The organism is Pseudomonas sp. SZ57, from assembly GCF_009495975.1.
GTDB classification, from domain to species: Bacteria; Pseudomonadota; Gammaproteobacteria; order Pseudomonadales; family Pseudomonadaceae; genus Aquipseudomonas; species Aquipseudomonas syringae.
Genome location: NZ_WIBD01000010.1, coordinates 175,066 through 190,334, shown reverse-complemented (window position 1 = coordinate 190,334; position 15,269 = coordinate 175,066). Strand labels below are relative to the sequence as shown.

Genomic DNA, 15,269 nt, shown 5'->3' with positions numbered 1-15,269 from the left:
ATCCGATAGAAACCGAAATGCCGTTATTGGTCTCGAGAACGGCGTGACGATCAACCGTCGCTCTTTTCGTCTGGCTTGGCGGACGCTGAGGTTTGGTAAAGCAGAGCAGTTGGCAACTGAGATGGCAGGCGTTGAAAACTTACCCGTTTCAACGACAGGCCTGGCGACGGCACTGAGCCCGGCCATGCGGCTTTTTGACGGGTGTGCAGACATGGGTCTATGGGACGATGATACTTATGACCTGTTGATCATTCGTCTTCCCCCCGACGGCAGCAGATCGGACACCTACAGGCATCTCATCCGTGTGGCACGTCAGGGTGTGATTATCCTGCGCTGACTTTCAGGCCATGGCGGGCGCGTTATCAGGGACAGGCAGCTCTGATCCGAATGCTCTTCAGTTGCGTCGCAACTCTATCGCCGCTACGCGACCTCACCCCGCATTCAACGGAATAACGACCGCAAACGTAGTCCCCAGCTCCACTTTCGACGTCACCTCGATACGCCCGCCGTGCGCATCGACAATCCTGTCGACGATAAACAGGCCCAGCCCCAGGCTTGAATAAGGTCCGTTGTCGGTCATCTTTTCGGGTGAATAGCGGTCCATCGGGTTGAAGATGAACGGAAGCACGTCTTCGGGAATCGGGCTGCCGGTGTTGTGGACGGTAAAGCGCAGCTCGCTCTCCGAGACGGCCAGCGTCACTTCAACGGGATCAGAGCTATTGCCGTGCTGTATGGCGTTGCCAATGAGGTTGGAGAAGACCTGCTCGAGGCGATCACCATCGAAGCGACCAATGACCGGTTCGTCTGAAGTCAGGCGAATGTCTGCTTCCGGATGGACCGTACTCGATTCTTCAACGATGCGGACGCAGATGGGTTGCATGTCTATTTCGGTCTTTTTCAGCGGGATGCCGGGGCCGATCTGCGAACGCGTGAAGTCGAGCAAGTCGCCAACGATCTGGTTGGCGCGCTTCACGCTGGAATAGATCCTCGAGGCGACTTTGGTTGGCCGCGCGCCCAGATCATGGGTGCGCAACAACACGTCGGCACCCAGCAATATCGCGCTTAGCGGGGTGCGCAAGTCGTGCCCGAGGATGCCCAGAAAGATATTGCGTGACGCCTGAACCGCGCCTGTGTAGCTGGAAATAGACTCGGCAAGGGCCTGATCTATGGCTTCATTGAAGCGGATCATGTCTTCGATCTGCTGCTGAGTATCCAGCGCCTCTTGCGACATCCACTGTTTGATCACGCTCGCCCGTAATGCCCGAAACTCCGAGACCACCTGATCAATGGTGAAGCCAGACATCAATCGGGTGATTGCGTGGATTCTCGCCGCCGTGTCTTCGTGCGACACGGCGTGGCCCTGCGATTTGTCGACCTGCTGCTGCAGCGATTGATCCGTTTGCAGATCAGTAGCGATAGCCCGCAGCATTTGCTCGACATGATCTCTCAGCTCTGTGGTATCCAGAGGCTCGCCGAGGGTGGACAGGGTGCGCGCGAAATCGGTCCACTCGCGCACGATAGGCTCGATGTTGTCGAGGATGAAGCCTGATAACCGCATAGCCATTCAAACCTGAACGTGAGCCCGCTGATTGCAGATTCGTAGGGTGAGCCGGGAACCCGTCCCGATCAAGCGGACAGATAACGTCTGAAGTAAAGTTCACGCAGTCAGGGGGATAGCGGAATACCGAATCTAATCGGCAAGTGCCTGTAAACGAGCCTGAACTGCGTCGTCGAAAATGATGTAAAGCGCTTCGGCATCGGCTGGACGCAGCTTTCTGCTGGTCTCAAGACCGTGAATGTATTCGATCTGCAACGCCGCTTCGGCTTCCACGTCGGTGCGGGTGCTGGTTGCGTCGAGCGCTCTTACCAGATCACTGATTTCTCCCTGTACAGGCTTGGGGAGCCGTAACTGGTCAAGTCGTTCTTGCATGCGCTCGGTATTCCGCTAAAAGCCAAAGAGTGGGAAGCAGATCACGCAGCGGCGTGCAATGCAAGGACATGCGGCTGTTCATCGATGAGCTGATGATGCAGCGCGGCCCTCCAGCAGGTTTTTCAGGCTGTAGGTCACCACGCCCAGGATGATCAGGTCATCGTTGTCGGTGACATGCAGTGGCGGGTAATCCGGGTTTTGCGATTCCAGAATCACCACATCACCCCGCATGTGTAAACGTCGGCAGATCTGCCGTGCATTGAGCGAGGCCACGACGATGTCACCGTGCTCGGCGTACTGGCTGCGGTCGACCACCAGCATGTCCCCGCTGCACATGCCGCCCCCTTGCATACCCTGATCTTCGATCCTGGCCAGGTAGGCGTGCGGCTCACGGACCTCGCAAAGCTCGGCAATGGAAACATGCTTCTCGACCACTGGCGATCTGGCGCCAACGGACGACAGCGATATGAACGGGAGCTTGATGCCCCCTGCCGACAACGGGCCAAGGAAGGTAACACTCATGAGGCGAGCCTTTTCTGATTAACTGTATACATATACAGTTAATCGTTTATCGGCGCTCAGGTCAATCGCCATGCCCGATACCTCGACAGATGGCGCGGACCGGAGACCACGCCTTGCCGCCCTCACCTCACAGGCCCTCAGGGTGTCGCATCGCCCTTCGACAGCTGCGTGATCAACGCCACGGTCAGGTAAAGCCTGGGCGCGATGCTCGACAACTCAATGTATTCATCGTCGGCATGCAGGCCCGCGCCGACCACGCCCATGGTTTCGAGCACCGCAGGCTTGGCACTGCCCGGTACGTAGGCATAGCCCGCGTCGGTACCGAAACGCATGGCAATCGGCTCCAGAGTGCGGCCTGTTTTCTGGTAAAGCGTCTGCGCGGTTTTCGCCAGTTGCTCGGAGCCAGGGTTTCTGGCCAGCGGCGGTCGGCCTTTTTCCATTCGCAGGGTCACTTCGGTGCCATCGACCAGCGTCTTCTTCACGATCCTTTGGCCATCAGCCAGTACGCGGTCGCTCTCGCTGAGGTCGGAATAGCGCATGTCCGCCTCGGCCGATGCGCTGGATGGAATGATGTTGCGCTTCTCCCCGCCCTTGATCAGCGTCCAGTTGACGGTCGTGCCTTTGCCCGGGTCGCCGAGGTCCTTGAGCTGCAGCAACTGATGCGCCAGCTCGATGGCGGCATTACGCCCGGCCTCGGGAGCGGAGCCTGCGTGTGACGATTTGCCTTTGACATCGAGAATCAGGCCATTGATGCCGTTGGTGGCGACGGTAACGGCATCCTTGTCAGGCGGCTCGTAGGAAAACACGTAGTCATGCTGGCGAGCGAGTTCGGCGATGACTTTTTTCGAGCCGCTGGAGCCGGTCTCCTCGTCCGGGTTGAAGAGCACAGTGAGCGTACCGAACGCCTTGAACTGCTCATTCTGCAACAGTTTCAGCGCGTGCAGAATCATCGCTACGCCGCCCTTGGCATCTGCCACCCCAGGGCCATAGGCGCGCTCGCTGTCGAGTCTGAAGGGACGCTTGGCGGCGGTGCCCGGCCCGAACACTGTGTCGTAGTGGACCATCAACAGAAAAGACCGCGTGCCGTTGCCTTTGAAGGTACCGACGATATTGTCCCCCGCCGAAGGCTCTGCCGGCGTGGTGGAGACTTCTGCGCCCAGTGCCTTGAGACGTTCGACCAGCATGGCGCTGACGGTCTTCAGCCCGGGTGCCTGGCCGGTGCCTGTGTCGATATCGACCAGTTGCCGGACCGTGTCGAGGTAGGCCGGTTGTTCGGCCTGGGCTTTTTTCAGCAACTGATCGGGTGACAGCTCGGCGGCGTTGGCAGCCATGGAAAACAGGCCCATGGACGCCAGGGAAAATCCGATTGCGGCAGTGATGGGGAAGCGTCGTGAATGCATGCTGGTTCCTTCAGATGATCGCGAGTTGAACAGCATCTTTACCCCAATGCGCCGCTCGACGCCACAGGCGAGCCCGGCTACGAGTCCGGCTCATCTCAATGCAGCAGCCCTCTTTCACAGGACCGATAGTCTGATAGTCGCACCCATCCCGCAGCGTGCAGGCCGCTCGGCAGAGGTTAAATTCATATCAAGGGAACAAGCAGTCGGTGCGAGGCTCAAAAACAGTCTAGACAAAGGTATTCACGACAATGCCGTCCCTCAGGGCCTATCATCGGCAGCAGTAAACGCTGCGGCCTTGAGTGGTCGGCAGCGCTCGGGTAATGTCATCCAACCGCACAGGACAGAGCACGCTCATGACTTCCAAGCTGGATCAACTCAAGAAATTCACCACCGTTGTTGCTGACACCGGCGACTTCGGCGCAATCAAGAGCCTCGAACCCGAGGACGCCACCACCAACCCTTCCCTGCTGCTCAAGGCCGCTTCCGACGCTAACAACGCCAAGATGCTGGGCGAAGCGTTCGACGGTAGCAAGGGCGACATCGGCCTGGCCTGCGACCGCTTTGCAGTCGCCATCGGTCAGGAGATTCTCAAGGTGGTTCCGGGTCGCGTATCCACTGAAGTGGACGCACGCCTCTCCTTCGACACCAACGCCCTGATCGAACGCAGCGAGCGCTTGATCGGTCTGTACGACGCCGCAGGCATCAAGCGTGATCGGGTGCTGATCAAACTGGCCGCCACCTGGGAAGGTATCCGCGCAGCTGAAAAGCTCGAGAAGGATGGCATCCAGACCAACCTGACCTTGCTGTTCTCCTTCGCCCAGGCAGTCGCCTGCGCCGAGGCCGGGGTGTTCCTGATTTCGCCGTTCGTGGGCCGTATCTACGACTGGTACAAGAAGTCGACAGGCACCGACTACACCGGCGCAGAAGACCCGGGCGTGCAGTCGGTATCGCGCATCTACAACTACTACAAGGCCAACGACTTCAAGACCGTGGTCATGGGTGCGAGCTTTCGCAACCTGAACCAGATCGAACAGCTGGCCGGTTGTGATCGCCTGACCATCAGCACCGACCTGCTCAAGAAGCTGGCCGAAGACACCGGCACTCTGGAACGCAAGCTTGCACCGGGCAACGCCGGCGAAGCGCGTCAGAGCCTGACCGAGAGCCAGTTCCGCTGGGCTTCCAACGAAGACGCCATGGCCACTGAAAAGCTGGCTGAAGGTATTCGCCAGTTCGCTCGCGATCAGGAAAAGCTGGAAGCACTGCTCTCCGCCAAAAAAGCCTGAACATGAAAAAGGGCGACACCTTCGCAGGTGTCGCCCTTTTTGCTGCCTGCCGTTCTGAGATCAGAGAGACAGACGCAACTGGTGCCTAGCGCTGACCTTCCAGTGCATTGACCAGATCATGGAACGCTTCACGATTGGAGTCGTTGAGGCCCATGAGGATCTTGTGCGCTTCAAGCACCTTGGCTTTCACCACTTCCTCGCACTGGTCCTGTGAAGGCAGATCAGTCAGGCACTCAGGCCGCGGCAGAGGCCGGTCAACGATGTTGAAGACCTGATCGAAGCCCATCGACTGCAACAGGCGCGTAATGTCCTCGTGAGTGGTCACAAGGGTCGGCAACAGGCCTACCTTCTGGCGCGACAGAATCGACAGTTTGGCCAGCAGGCCAAGCGTGGTGCTGTCAATGCTGCGCGTTTCGGTCAGATCAATGACCACCGCCGAGAAATTCAGCGCAGTGAAGATGCGCTCGATAGTCGCATCCAGGGCCGAACACAGCGTCAACCGCACTTCACCCACGAACTTGAGAACGAAGGTGCCTTCCTGCTCGGCGAACTGGATTCTACCGGTACTCATTCAAGATTCCTGCTTAACACTAACAAGGCGATATCATCCGGCATCTCCCCTAGCGTTGCCAATTCAAAAACCCGCTGCAAGCCATCCAGGCTGCCGCCAGCCGCCTTGACCAGTTCGGGAAGGACGGCTTCTTTCTCTTTGAGTGTATCACCGGGTAACAAGTCCAGTATGCCATCAGACAACATGGTCAGACTGAAGGACTCGGGCAGATCGATTTCATGATCCTGGTAGGTGGCTTCATTGAACAACCCTACCGGGAGTCCACGACCTTCCAGATAATGCGCCTGCCCTTCGGAGTACAGCACAGGCAATGGCAGATGTCCGCCCACTGCGTACGTCAGTTTACCTGACTCTTCGTCGATAACACCGCCGACCATCGTAACGTGCTTGCCCAGCTTGCAACTGATGAGGCCGCGGTTGATATGCCCCAGCACATCCGAAGGCTTGAACTCCGGGAGCGTTCCACCACGCTTGGACTCGAACAGCAGCCGCGTGGTCATGAACTTCAGCAGCACGGTAATGAATGCCGATGACGCGCCATGGCCTGAAACATCGGCCAGATAGAAAGCGACGCGCCGTTCGTCGACCCTGAAATAATCGACAAAATCGCCGGACAGGTACAACGACGGAATGATCTGGTGCGCAAACTTGAACGCGTCGATCGACCACGGTGTGATCGGCAGCATGTTCATCTGCACTTGCCGACCCGCGTCCTGGTCTTCCTGCAACAGGTGCAGGCTGGCTTCGAGCTCGCGATTGGCCTTTTCCAGCTTTTCGCGATAGACCTGGTTTTCAGTGAGCAGGCGCGCCCGATCCAGCGCACGACGCACTGAATGCTCGAGTACGGCAAGATCTTCGAGGGGCTTGATCAGGTAGTCGGCAGCGCCAAGGCGCAAGGCCTCGACTGCATCGCTCATCACGCCCGCGCCGGAAACGACGATGACAGGCGTTTGCGGAGCGATGGCGGTGACCTGACGGATCAGCTCAAGCCCGCCCATCTGTGGCATGCGTAAGTCGCAGACCACCAGATCGGGGTTCTCCTGCTCGAAGATCTGAATTCCCTGCAAGCCATTGCTCGCTTGCAGAACGCTGAAGCCACTGTCTTCAAGGTAGGCGGCAAGGCTTGCGCGCACTACGTCGTCGTCATCGATAATCAGCAGCTTGGCACTGGTTTTTGGCATGGGGGCAAACGGCGCCAGATCAGGTTGGCGTAGGCGGCCCGGGATTACCGGAACCCGCTTACTGGATTCGCTTCTAGCCTCTCCGCAATAACACGCAACAACTTGATAAGTCTGTCGTGTTTCAGAGGTGCCCTTCAAGGCGCAGACGGTACTCCCATCCGACGGGTGTTTCAAGCATGCTCCTACCCTCACTTTGCGCTCTTTACATCGCAAATCACCCAGAGTTATAAGAACTCACAAATCAGCAACTAAAACGAAGGACTGTACATGAGTCGAAATGATCGCGACTACGAGGAAAAGCGGGATTACATCCGCATGCGCGTCGAGGCAGACGTCAACCTGATCCACGCCGGTCAGGTGATCCCTGCCGTATGCATTGACCTTTCCAGCTCGGGCATGCAGGTTCAGGCGCCACGCTCGTTCCAGGTGAGAGACAAACTCAGCGTGCGCATTGACTCTGACCATCCTGCGCTCAAGGGGCTTGAAGCCGAAACCGAGGTGGTCTGGGTGAATGATGAAGAAGGTGGTGGACAGAAACTGGGGCTTTCAATCATCTCGATGAAATGAAAACGGGCGGAACCGGTTCACACTTTTACAAAATAATAAAGGCGACCCAGGGTCGCCTTTATTGATTCATGCAGAGGCAAAGTAGCGATTAAAAATCGTCTTCGACCTTGCCATCCTTGACCTTGAACTCGCGGTTCTGCAAATAGGCATTGCGAATGAAGGTGTAGCGATCACCGCTGACCATACGCTCGGCAGACAGCAGGCTGGCACGTGTATCGATCAGGTTGACGCCCAGCGCCGTGTTACGGGTCGGGACGTGATCGATGTAGCGGTAAGGCGAGGTATAGGTGTCCGGGTACTTGGCGAACGCATCACGTACGGTGCTTGGCCCCAGGAACGGAATGACCACGAACGGGCCGCTCGGCACACCCCAGTAGCCCAGCGTCTGACCGAAGTCTTCATCGTTGCGTTGCAGGCCCATGCGGGTACCCACGTCGATGAAGCCCAGCAGGCCGAAGGTGGTGTTGACGATCAGGCGCGCAGTGTCGACGCCCGCCGCTTCAGGCTTGGCCTGCAGCACGTTGTTCGCCAGGTTGCCGACATCGCCGATGTTGCTGAAGAAGTTATGGATACCGTCTTCGACGAATTGCGGTGCGATGTACTGATACCCCTTGGCCAGCGGCTTGAGCGTGTAAGCGTCAAGGGTATCGTTGAATTTGAAAATGGGACGGTTGATGCCTTCCCACGGATCATCTTCAGCGGCCTGCACGGCCACCGGAACCAGCGCGATGCCGGCACACAGGGACAATTGCAGCAAACGTTTGATAAAGCCTGCACCGGTCACGGGCATAGCTGACACTCCTGATCGAGATATCGAAATAATGACGCGGGTGCTACGCCCCCACACGCTAGGACAGGGAGTATAAAGCCTTCTGTCGAGAATAAGGCAGGTCTGTCAGCAAAGGGTTCCGGATAAACTCCGTCATCGCACATTCATCGAAGTGTCACAAAAGATCGGTAGCGTTTCTCGATATTTCAGAGAGATCCCCATGCTCGCCCCGGTCCTCACGCCTTTGCCAACCTTCCCTGCCCTGCTGTTCGGCCTCAGCGGCTGCTTGGTGGACTTCGGTGCGCAGGCCGCAAATTCGCGCACACCCGGCGATGAGCACACGCAGTTCACACCGGGTGCAAAGGCTATTCTGCAAACGCTGCGTGACCAGAGCATGCCATGCGCCTGGCTCGATGAACTGCCTGAAAGCATGAGCGCCGCACTGGCTGTGCCGGTCAATGACTGGATGATTCCCGCCCCCCGCCCGACCGCAGGCTGGCCCGCACCGGATGCTTGCTGGATGGCATTGATGGCCCTGAAAGTCAGCCATCTGGATGGCTGCGTACTGATCAGCGGCGACCCGCGCCTGTTGCAGTCCGGGCTGAACGCCGGGCTGTGGACCATTGGCCTGGCATCCTGCGGACCGCTGTGCGGGCTCTCGCCTTCACAATGGCAGGCACTCAGCAATGCCGAACGCGAACAGCGACGCGCGCAGGCCACGCTCAAACTCTATTCGCTGGGGGTGCATTCGGTGATCGACCATCTGGGCGAGCTGGAATCCTGCCTGGCCGACATCGCCCTGCGACGCAGCAAGGGCGAAAAACCCTGATACATATGCAGCCGGGCGCAGACTGGATTAGTCTTGATTGAACATGGACCTTTAGCTCTCCGGCGAAGTCCATGAGACAGACTTATCAATCAAGGAGCACGTCATGCCCGCCCGCGAACTGCAAGAACAACTCAATACCCTGCGCGAGCAACTGGAGCATAACCCGCCGATGTCAGAGTCCGAGCGGGAGAACCTGCACGAGCTCATGCAACAAATTGAAACTAAAATTCAGCTGGAACAGGCCACCCACGAGCAGGACAGCAGCCTGGCTGATGGCGTGAATCTGGCCGTCGAGCGTTTCGAGCTGGAGCATCCGACCATCGCCGGCACTCTGCGCAACATCGTGCAGACACTGGGCAATATCGGAGTCTGATTGGGAGATGTTGTTCTGATAGCTCTGCGTTCGGCCGCTGATGCGCGGTGCGACGCGGAGCATCAGCACTACTGATACCTGTCGTTCCTCACGCTCCGCGTGGGGATGCCGTTCCGCACGCTCTGCGTTCGCTCCTCGGGCCTCAAACAATATTACTGCCGCGCCAGCCTGCGATTGTCCACGTCGAGCGTTTCAGTGCTGCGGTACGGGTTGATGTCCAGCCCCCCACGGCGCACGTAACGTGCGTAGACCGTCAGCTTCTCTGGCTTGAGCAGACGCTGCAGGTCGAGAAAGATTCTTTCTACGCACTGTTCGTGAAAGTCCGAGTGCTGGCGGAAGCTGACGATGTAGGCCAGCAGGCTGGCGTGATCCAGCGCCGCACCGCGATATTCGACCACCACACTGCCCCAGTCAGGCTGGCTGGTGACCGGACAGTTGGATTTGAGCAGATGACTGTGCACGCTCTCTTCCACCACCCGCGAGTCATCACAACGCAGCAACTCGGGCTGCGGCCGGTCATAGCTGCTGACCGAGATGTCCAGGTCGTCGATACACAGGCCCGGCAACGCCGCGACACCTTCTTCTTCGATTTCCGCCAGGCTGCGAATACGCACGCCGACCGGCTTGCCCGCCGCGGCCGACAGGTCCTGTTCGAGCGTGGTCTGCAGCTGTTCGACGCTCGCAAATGCCGTCTGATTCAACGAATTGAGGTACAGCTTGAACGACTTCGATTCGATGATGTTCGGCGATTCGGCCGGAATACTGAACTCGCCAATGGCCACCACCGGCTTGCCGGACGGCAGCAGCCATGACAGCTCGTAGCAGTTCCAGAAATCGACACCCTGATAAGGCAGCGTCTGCGCGGTGAGCCCAAGCTCGGCCCATTTTGCGGCACGAGGGATCGGGAACAGCAGCGACGGCGTGTAGGTGGCGATGTACTCACTGGACTTGCCCAGCGGCGAGTGTTCGGCTGCGGGATGCATGGCGATACCTGAATCATGAATTAACGCGGCGAGTTTATAGCGTTTGCGTGGGGCTTTCAGCGAAAATCCGCGCTGCCCCGCCACCCTCGCGGGCCGCTCTGCGGCCTCGACGAAGGTGGCTCAGGCACTGTCACTCGTAACGCAGTGCGTGCGCTGGCTGGATCTGCGCGGCGCGCCACGCGGGGTAGATGGTCGCCAGAAAGCTCAGGATAAACCCGGCACTGCAGATCAGCAGCACGTCACCGGCCTGCAGTTCGGAAGGCAGGTTGCTGATGAAGTACACATCGGAACTGAAGATGTGCTGACCGCTGACCCGCTCGACCCAGCCCACCAGGCTGCTGACGTTCAGCGCCGCAATAATCCCCAGGATGCCGCCGATCAATGTACCGACGATGCCGATGACGGTGCCCTGAACCACAAAGATCGCCATGATCTGCCGCGGCGTGGCGCCGATGGTGCGCAGGATGGCGATGTCTGCGCCCTTGTCGTTGACCACCATGATCAACGTGGCAATGATGTTGAACGCAGCCACAGCGACGATCATCAGCAGCAACAGACCGATCATGGTCTTTTCCATCTTCATGGCACTGAACAGGCTGCCCTGGGTGTGGGTCCAGTCATCGGCGCGATAGCCATCACCCAGACCGGCGGCAATGGCGGTGGACACCTGGGGCGCCTTGTACAGATCCTTGAGCGCCAGTCGCACACCTTGAACCTGATTGGGCTGCCAGCGCTGCATCTGCGCCGCATCGGCGATATTGATCAGGCCCATCGAACCGTCCAGCTCGGCACCGACCTTGAAGATACCCACGACGGTCAGGCGTTGCAGGCGCGGCGTGATGCCGCCAGGGGCGCTGCTGACTTCAGGAACGATCAGCGTCAGCTTGTCGCCGATGGTCAAGCGGAAGCGGCGTGCGGTAATGTCGCCCAGCACCACGCCGAACTCGCCCGGCTTGAGGTCTTCGAGGCTTCCGCGGGTGATGTGCTGCGTGACGATTGACACTTCATGTTCCAGCGCCGGGTCTACGCCGCTGATCTGGATCGGCTGCATCGAGCCCTTGTAGGACAGCATGCCTTCCATGTCGGTGAACGGCACGGCAGCGGTGACTTCAGGGTTTTTCAGCGCAGCGTCGGCCAGCGGTTTCCAGTCATCGACCGGCGTGGTACCGGCAATGACCGCGTGCGGCACCATGCCGAGAATCCGCGAGCTCATTTCCCGCTGAAAACCGTTCATGACCGACAGCACCACGATCATCGCCAGGACACCGAGTGCCAGACCGATCATCGAGGTCATCGAAATGAACGAGATGAAGCTTTTGCGGCGTTTGGCGCGGGTATAGCGCATGCCGATGAAGATGGGTAACGGTCTGAACATTCGCGAAGCACCGTGGAAAAATACACCGTATAAAAACTGGAACCCGGCGCGATGAATTGCGCCGGGCCGGGTCGATCAGGCCTCGACGAGGCGGCCGTCTTCCAGACGCAGGACACGGTCCATTTGCCGGGCCAGGCTCATGTCGTGGGTCACGATCAGAAACGCCGTGCGCGACGACGTGCTCAGTTCACGCATCAGGTCCTGAATGCCCTGCGCCGTGTGGTGATCGAGGTTGCCGGTCGGCTCGTCCAGCATCACCAGACCCGGCTGATTGATCAGGGCACGGGCAATCGCCACACGCTGGCGCTCGCCACCGGACAGCTCCGAAGGCTTATGCGCCAGACGATGACCGAGGCCGACACGCTCCAGCAATGCGGTGGAGCGCTTGCGGGCTTCGGGGATCGGCGTACGACCGATCAACAACGGCATGCAGACGTTTTCAAGCGCGGTGAATTCGGGCAGCAGATGGTGGAACTGGTAGACGAAACCCAGCGCCCGGTTACGCAGCAGGCCGCGAGCCTTTTCGCCCAGCGCCGACAACTCCTCGCCAGCTAGCCAGACACTGCCTTCGGACGGCGTGTCCAGCCCGCCCAGCAGGTTGAGCAAGGTACTTTTGCCCGACCCCGAACTGCCGACGATCGCGACACGCTCGCCAGGGTGCAACTCCAGCTGCAGGCCGGACAACACCACCACCGACTCCGGGCCTTCCTCGTAGGATTTACCCAGGTTGCGGCAACTCAATACTGCTTTATCAGACATGCCCGACTCACTCATAACGTAACGCCTCCGCCGGCTGGGTGCGCGCAGCACGCCAGGCGGGATACAGGGTGGCGAGGAAACTCAGGACCAACGCTGCACCGCAGACCTGGAACACGTCCTGGGCCATCAGTTGCGAAGGCAGGTAATCAATGAAGTAGACGTCGGCGTTGAGAAACTTGTGGCCGATCAGCCCTTCGAGTGCAGCAATGGCTGCGCTGACATTGAGCGCCGCCAGAATACCCAGTGCCGCGCCGATCAGCGTGCCGACCACGCCGATCACCGTGCCCTGGACCATGAATATCGCCATGATCTGTCGCGGCGTAGCGCCCAGGGTACGCAGAATCGCGATGTCGCCCTTCTTGTCATTGACCACCATCACCAGCGTGGAAATGATGTTGAAGGCCGCCACCGCCACGATCAGCAGCAGCAACAGACCGATCATGGCTTTTTCCATGCGGATGGCCTGATACAGGTTGCCGTGGGTGCGCGTCCAGTCACGCGAGTAGAAATTGTTTTCGCCCAGCTTCTGCGCGATTTCCCACGAGGTACGTGGCGCCGCGAACAGGTCGTCGAACTTGAGACGCAGGCCCTGCACCTGATTGGGCTTCCAGCGGTGCAGACGCCCCAGGTCATCGAGATTGGTAAGCCCCAGAAAGCCGTCGATTTCGCCAGCGCCGACGTGAAAGATGCCGGTCACCTCGAAACGCTTCATGCGCGGAAACATCCCGGCCGGCGTCACCGTCACTTCAGGCGCAACGAAGGTCAGTTTGTCACCGATGCCGACGCCCAGCTTGGCCGCGGCCTTGTCGCCGATCATGATGCCGAAGCTGCCGGGCGACAGGCTGTCGAGCTCGCCCTGCTTGATGAAGTGGTCAATGATCGAGACCTTGCGCTCTTCAACCGGATCGATACCGTTGAGCAACACTTTCTGCACCTTGCCATCGTGGGTCAGCAAACCCTGCATCTGGGTGAACGGCGCAACGGCCAGCACCTGCGGGTTTTCCTGAACCTTCGCGGCCAGACCGCGCCAGTCGGTGATCGGATCAGCCGATTCGATGGTCGCGTGCGGCACCATGCCAAGCACGCGGGTACGCATTTCGTGATCGAAACCGTTCATCACCGATAACACGACTATCATGACCACAACGCCCAGGGCGAGGCCGATCATGGAGGTCAGGGAGATGAAGGAAACAAAATGATTGCGTCGCTTCGCACGGGTGTAGCGCGTGCCGATAAATACAAAAAGAGGTCTGAACATGTAGGAATTTGTTCGCAGGAATGAGGACGTCCGTGTGGCGGGCCTTGACGTGCAGCTTTACACTCGAAACTCTCTGACCACCGCCGCTAGCTTGGGTTCGCCATGTCGACATTAGATGAAGCAGGACGCCGCGAATACTACCGTATCGACGACAGCGTCGCACTGGAAATTAACCCCCTGTCTGCCGACGACCAGGCAAGCCAGGATGCCATGCAGGACACCTCGACGCTGTTCGACCTGCTCAGCGAGCTGCACGTCAGCGAGTTCGAGTCGCAGCATCTGATGCGCCAGCTCGACGAGCGCGACCGGGTGCTGAACAGTTTTCTCAAGTCGCTGAGCAAGCGCATCGACCTGCTGGGCGAAGTGGTTGCCCACACCGCACTGGGCAAGCTGGGCGCTCCCCAACCGGTCAAACTGTCAGAAGGCGGTATTCAGTTCAATTCGCAACAGGATTTTGCAGTCGGCGAACAGTTGTCGATCAAGATGGTGCTCATGCCTCAGGCCGCGGGTCTGATGCTGCGCGCCAGGGTTTGCCAGTGCGACACGCTGGCAGACGGCAATTTCGATATCAGTACCGAGTTCGTCAATCTTCCGGACGCCCAGCGCCAGTTACTCGCCCGCCACGTGTTGCAGCGTCAGGCTCAGCAGCGGCGTCAGGCGCTGGAACAGGGCCAGCCCTCCGGAAATTGAACGCCCTGCCCTTTTATCACTATCAGCAGTAGCCAGGAGTAAACGTGACCCTTATCTACGGCCACCGCGGCGCCAAGGGCGAAGCACCGGAAAATACCCTGACCAGCTTTCAGGAATGCCTCAAGCACGGCGTGCGCCGCTGTGAACTGGACCTGCATCTTTCAAAGGATGGAGAGTTGATGGTCATTCATGACCCGACCCTCAAACGCACCACCGACCGACGCGGCAAGGTCAACGAACACCTGGCAGACGACCTGGTGACCTATGACGCGCGCAAGGGTGGCCCTGGCTGGGTCTCGCCGTGCCCGATTTCACGCCTGGAAGAACTCTTCGAACAATGCGCTTTCGAGCACTGGCAGCTGGAAGTCAAAAGCGCTTCACGCACTCGTGCCGCCAACACCGTGCTGGCGATTCGTGAAATGGCTCAGCGCCATGGCTTGCTGGACAAGGTGACGATCACCTCCAGCTCACGCGAAGTACTGCGCGCCGCCCTGGACCTGACGCCGGACATCTCGCGCGGGCTGGTGGCCGAATACGCCTGGCTCGACCCGTTGAAGGTCGCCCAGAGCTACGGCTGTGAAATTCTGGCATTGAACTGGACACTGTGTACCCCGGAGCGCCTGCAAAAAGCACAGCGTCAGGGCCTGCATGTGTCGGTATGGACAGTCAACGAGCCTGCACTGATGCGCAGGCTCGCTGATTTCGGCGTCGACAGCCTGATTACAGACTTTCCCGGTTTGGCCAGCGCCACGCTCGGGAATCACTGAAATCGGTCTCCC

At 59.1% G+C, this 15,269-nt stretch carries 18 protein-coding genes; 7 read left to right on the top strand and 11 right to left on the bottom strand.

The genetic code is table 11. The features are described 5' to 3' along the window. The first annotated feature begins 43 nt into the window (after nucleotides 1-43). Nucleotides 44-337, top strand: a complete 294-nt coding sequence (locus GE543_RS13230) for a hypothetical protein (protein ID WP_178118604.1) — start codon at nucleotides 44-46, stop codon at nucleotides 335-337. 93 nt (nucleotides 338-430) lie between these two features. Here the strand turns inward: GE543_RS13230 and GE543_RS13225 are convergent, their stop codons facing one another. From GE543_RS13225 to GE543_RS13210, 4 genes are all read right to left on the bottom strand, one after another. Next, nucleotides 431-1,558, bottom strand: a complete 1,128-nt coding sequence (locus tag GE543_RS13225) for a sensor histidine kinase (protein ID WP_178118608.1) — start codon at nucleotides 1,556-1,558, stop codon at nucleotides 431-433. Nucleotides 1,559-1,690: 132 nt separating this feature from the next. Further along, on the bottom strand, nucleotides 1,691-1,930 hold the full coding sequence (locus tag GE543_RS13220; protein WP_046271656.1) for a hypothetical protein: 240 nt from the start codon (nucleotides 1,928-1,930) through the stop codon (nucleotides 1,691-1,693). A 78-nt stretch (nucleotides 1,931-2,008) separates the two neighbouring features. Beyond that, entirely contained in the window at nucleotides 2,009-2,452 is a 444-nt protein-coding gene (locus GE543_RS13215) for a LexA family transcriptional regulator (RefSeq protein ID WP_046271655.1), read from the bottom strand. Between the two features lie 137 nt (nucleotides 2,453-2,589). Further along, nucleotides 2,590-3,852: a M20/M25/M40 family metallo-hydrolase gene (locus GE543_RS13210; RefSeq protein WP_178118603.1), complete on the bottom strand. Its 1,263-nt coding sequence runs from the start codon at nucleotides 3,850-3,852 to the stop codon at nucleotides 2,590-2,592. Nucleotides 3,853-4,205: 353 nt separating this feature from the next. On the opposite strand from GE543_RS13210, the gene tal reads away from it, so the two are divergent. Beyond that, on the top strand, nucleotides 4,206-5,135 hold the full coding sequence (tal, locus tag GE543_RS13205; RefSeq protein ID WP_003415912.1) for a transaldolase: 930 nt from the start codon (nucleotides 4,206-4,208) through the stop codon (nucleotides 5,133-5,135). Between the two features lie 85 nt (nucleotides 5,136-5,220). Here the strand turns inward: tal and rssC are convergent, their stop codons facing one another. Together rssC and rssB are read right to left on the bottom strand one after the other, a co-directional pair. Next, nucleotides 5,221-5,706, bottom strand: coding sequence for an anti-sigma factor antagonist RssC (rssC, locus tag GE543_RS13200; protein WP_003315067.1), 486 nt, complete (start codon nucleotides 5,704-5,706; stop codon nucleotides 5,221-5,223). Further along, entirely contained in the window at nucleotides 5,703-6,887 is a 1,185-nt protein-coding gene (gene rssB, locus GE543_RS13195) for a two-component system response regulator RssB (RefSeq protein ID WP_003407019.1), read from the bottom strand. The genes rssC and rssB overlap by 4 nt, the downstream gene beginning before the upstream one ends. A gap of 267 nt (nucleotides 6,888-7,154) precedes the next feature. Between rssB and GE543_RS13190 the strand changes: the two genes are divergently transcribed. Beyond that, nucleotides 7,155-7,454, top strand: a complete 300-nt coding sequence (locus GE543_RS13190) for a PilZ domain-containing protein (RefSeq protein ID WP_004410282.1) — start codon at nucleotides 7,155-7,157, stop codon at nucleotides 7,452-7,454. An 88-nt stretch (nucleotides 7,455-7,542) separates the two neighbouring features. On the opposite strand, the gene GE543_RS13185 is transcribed toward GE543_RS13190, so the two are convergent. Beyond that, entirely contained in the window at nucleotides 7,543-8,244 is a 702-nt protein-coding gene (locus tag GE543_RS13185; RefSeq protein WP_003415908.1) for a VacJ family lipoprotein, read from the bottom strand. A 199-nt stretch (nucleotides 8,245-8,443) separates the two neighbouring features. Here GE543_RS13185 and GE543_RS13180 point away from each other — a divergent pair, with 199 nt between their 5' ends. Beyond that, nucleotides 8,444-9,052 carry an HAD family phosphatase gene (locus GE543_RS13180; protein ID WP_153221613.1) on the top strand — a complete coding sequence of 203 codons (609 nt, stop codon included), beginning with the start codon at nucleotides 8,444-8,446 and terminating at the stop codon, nucleotides 9,050-9,052. A gap of 103 nt (nucleotides 9,053-9,155) precedes the next feature. Next, nucleotides 9,156-9,425, top strand: coding sequence for a DUF4404 family protein (locus tag GE543_RS13175; protein ID WP_003315072.1), 270 nt, complete (start codon nucleotides 9,156-9,158; stop codon nucleotides 9,423-9,425). 152 nt (nucleotides 9,426-9,577) lie between these two features. Here GE543_RS13175 and queF read toward each other — a convergent pair whose 3' ends face one another. The 4 genes from queF to GE543_RS13155 all read right to left on the bottom strand — a co-directional run bounded on the left by queF (nucleotide 9,578) and on the right by GE543_RS13155 (nucleotide 13,800). Further along, nucleotides 9,578-10,408: an NADPH-dependent 7-cyano-7-deazaguanine reductase QueF gene (gene queF, locus GE543_RS13170; RefSeq protein WP_046270212.1), complete on the bottom strand. Its 831-nt coding sequence runs from the start codon at nucleotides 10,406-10,408 to the stop codon at nucleotides 9,578-9,580. 130 nt (nucleotides 10,409-10,538) lie between these two features. Further along, on the bottom strand, nucleotides 10,539-11,783 hold the full coding sequence (locus GE543_RS13165) for a lipoprotein-releasing ABC transporter permease subunit (protein ID WP_153221612.1): 1,245 nt from the start codon (nucleotides 11,781-11,783) through the stop codon (nucleotides 10,539-10,541). A 75-nt stretch (nucleotides 11,784-11,858) separates the two neighbouring features. Continuing rightward, nucleotides 11,859-12,542 carry a lipoprotein-releasing ABC transporter ATP-binding protein LolD gene (lolD, locus tag GE543_RS13160; protein ID WP_172452211.1) on the bottom strand — a complete coding sequence of 228 codons (684 nt, stop codon included), beginning with the start codon at nucleotides 12,540-12,542 and terminating at the stop codon, nucleotides 11,859-11,861. Nucleotides 12,543-12,549: 7 nt separating this feature from the next. Further along, a complete protein-coding gene (locus GE543_RS13155) occupies nucleotides 12,550-13,800 on the bottom strand; it encodes a lipoprotein-releasing ABC transporter permease subunit (protein WP_004410272.1) in 1,251 nt (416 codons plus the stop codon). Nucleotides 13,801-13,902: 102 nt separating this feature from the next. On the opposite strand from GE543_RS13155, the gene GE543_RS13150 reads away from it, so the two are divergent. After that, nucleotides 13,903-14,490, top strand: coding sequence for a PilZ domain-containing protein (locus tag GE543_RS13150; protein WP_046237072.1), 588 nt, complete (start codon nucleotides 13,903-13,905; stop codon nucleotides 14,488-14,490). A gap of 44 nt (nucleotides 14,491-14,534) precedes the next feature. Then, nucleotides 14,535-15,257: a glycerophosphodiester phosphodiesterase gene (locus GE543_RS13145; RefSeq protein ID WP_371927162.1), complete on the top strand. Its 723-nt coding sequence runs from the start codon at nucleotides 14,535-14,537 to the stop codon at nucleotides 15,255-15,257. The last annotated feature ends 12 nt before the right edge of the window (nucleotides 15,258-15,269 follow it).

What these genes read in the sequence shown, in the direction of transcription:
- queF (WP_046270212.1), bottom strand. Translation starts at nt 10,408, where the DNA reads ATGCATCCCGCAGCCGAACACTCGCCGCTGGGCAAGTCCAGTGAGTAC.
- GE543_RS13190 (WP_004410282.1), top strand. Translation starts at nt 7,155, where the DNA reads ATGAGTCGAAATGATCGCGACTACGAGGAAAAGCGGGATTACATCCGC.
- GE543_RS13210 (WP_178118603.1), bottom strand. Translation starts at nt 3,852, where the DNA reads ATGCATTCACGACGCTTCCCCATCACTGCCGCAATCGGATTTTCCCTG.
- rssC (WP_003315067.1), bottom strand. Translation starts at nt 5,706, where the DNA reads ATGAGTACCGGTAGAATCCAGTTCGCCGAGCAGGAAGGCACCTTCGTT.
- GE543_RS13215 (WP_046271655.1), bottom strand. Translation starts at nt 2,452, where the DNA reads ATGAGTGTTACCTTCCTTGGCCCGTTGTCGGCAGGGGGCATCAAGCTC.
- GE543_RS13185 (WP_003415908.1), bottom strand. Translation starts at nt 8,244, where the DNA reads ATGCCCGTGACCGGTGCAGGCTTTATCAAACGTTTGCTGCAATTGTCC.
- GE543_RS13150 (WP_046237072.1), top strand. Translation starts at nt 13,903, where the DNA reads ATGTCGACATTAGATGAAGCAGGACGCCGCGAATACTACCGTATCGAC.
- GE543_RS13175 (WP_003315072.1), top strand. Translation starts at nt 9,156, where the DNA reads ATGCCCGCCCGCGAACTGCAAGAACAACTCAATACCCTGCGCGAGCAA.
- GE543_RS13225 (WP_178118608.1), bottom strand. Translation starts at nt 1,558, where the DNA reads ATGCGGTTATCAGGCTTCATCCTCGACAACATCGAGCCTATCGTGCGC.
- tal (WP_003415912.1), top strand. Translation starts at nt 4,206, where the DNA reads ATGACTTCCAAGCTGGATCAACTCAAGAAATTCACCACCGTTGTTGCT.
- GE543_RS13165 (WP_153221612.1), bottom strand. Translation starts at nt 11,783, where the DNA reads ATGTTCAGACCGTTACCCATCTTCATCGGCATGCGCTATACCCGCGCC.
- GE543_RS13220 (WP_046271656.1), bottom strand. Translation starts at nt 1,930, where the DNA reads ATGCAAGAACGACTTGACCAGTTACGGCTCCCCAAGCCTGTACAGGGA.
- GE543_RS13180 (WP_153221613.1), top strand. Translation starts at nt 8,444, where the DNA reads ATGCTCGCCCCGGTCCTCACGCCTTTGCCAACCTTCCCTGCCCTGCTG.
- GE543_RS13155 (WP_004410272.1), bottom strand. Translation starts at nt 13,800, where the DNA reads ATGTTCAGACCTCTTTTTGTATTTATCGGCACGCGCTACACCCGTGCG.
- lolD (WP_172452211.1), bottom strand. Translation starts at nt 12,542, where the DNA reads ATGTCTGATAAAGCAGTATTGAGTTGCCGCAACCTGGGTAAATCCTAC.
- rssB (WP_003407019.1), bottom strand. Translation starts at nt 6,887, where the DNA reads ATGCCAAAAACCAGTGCCAAGCTGCTGATTATCGATGACGACGACGTA.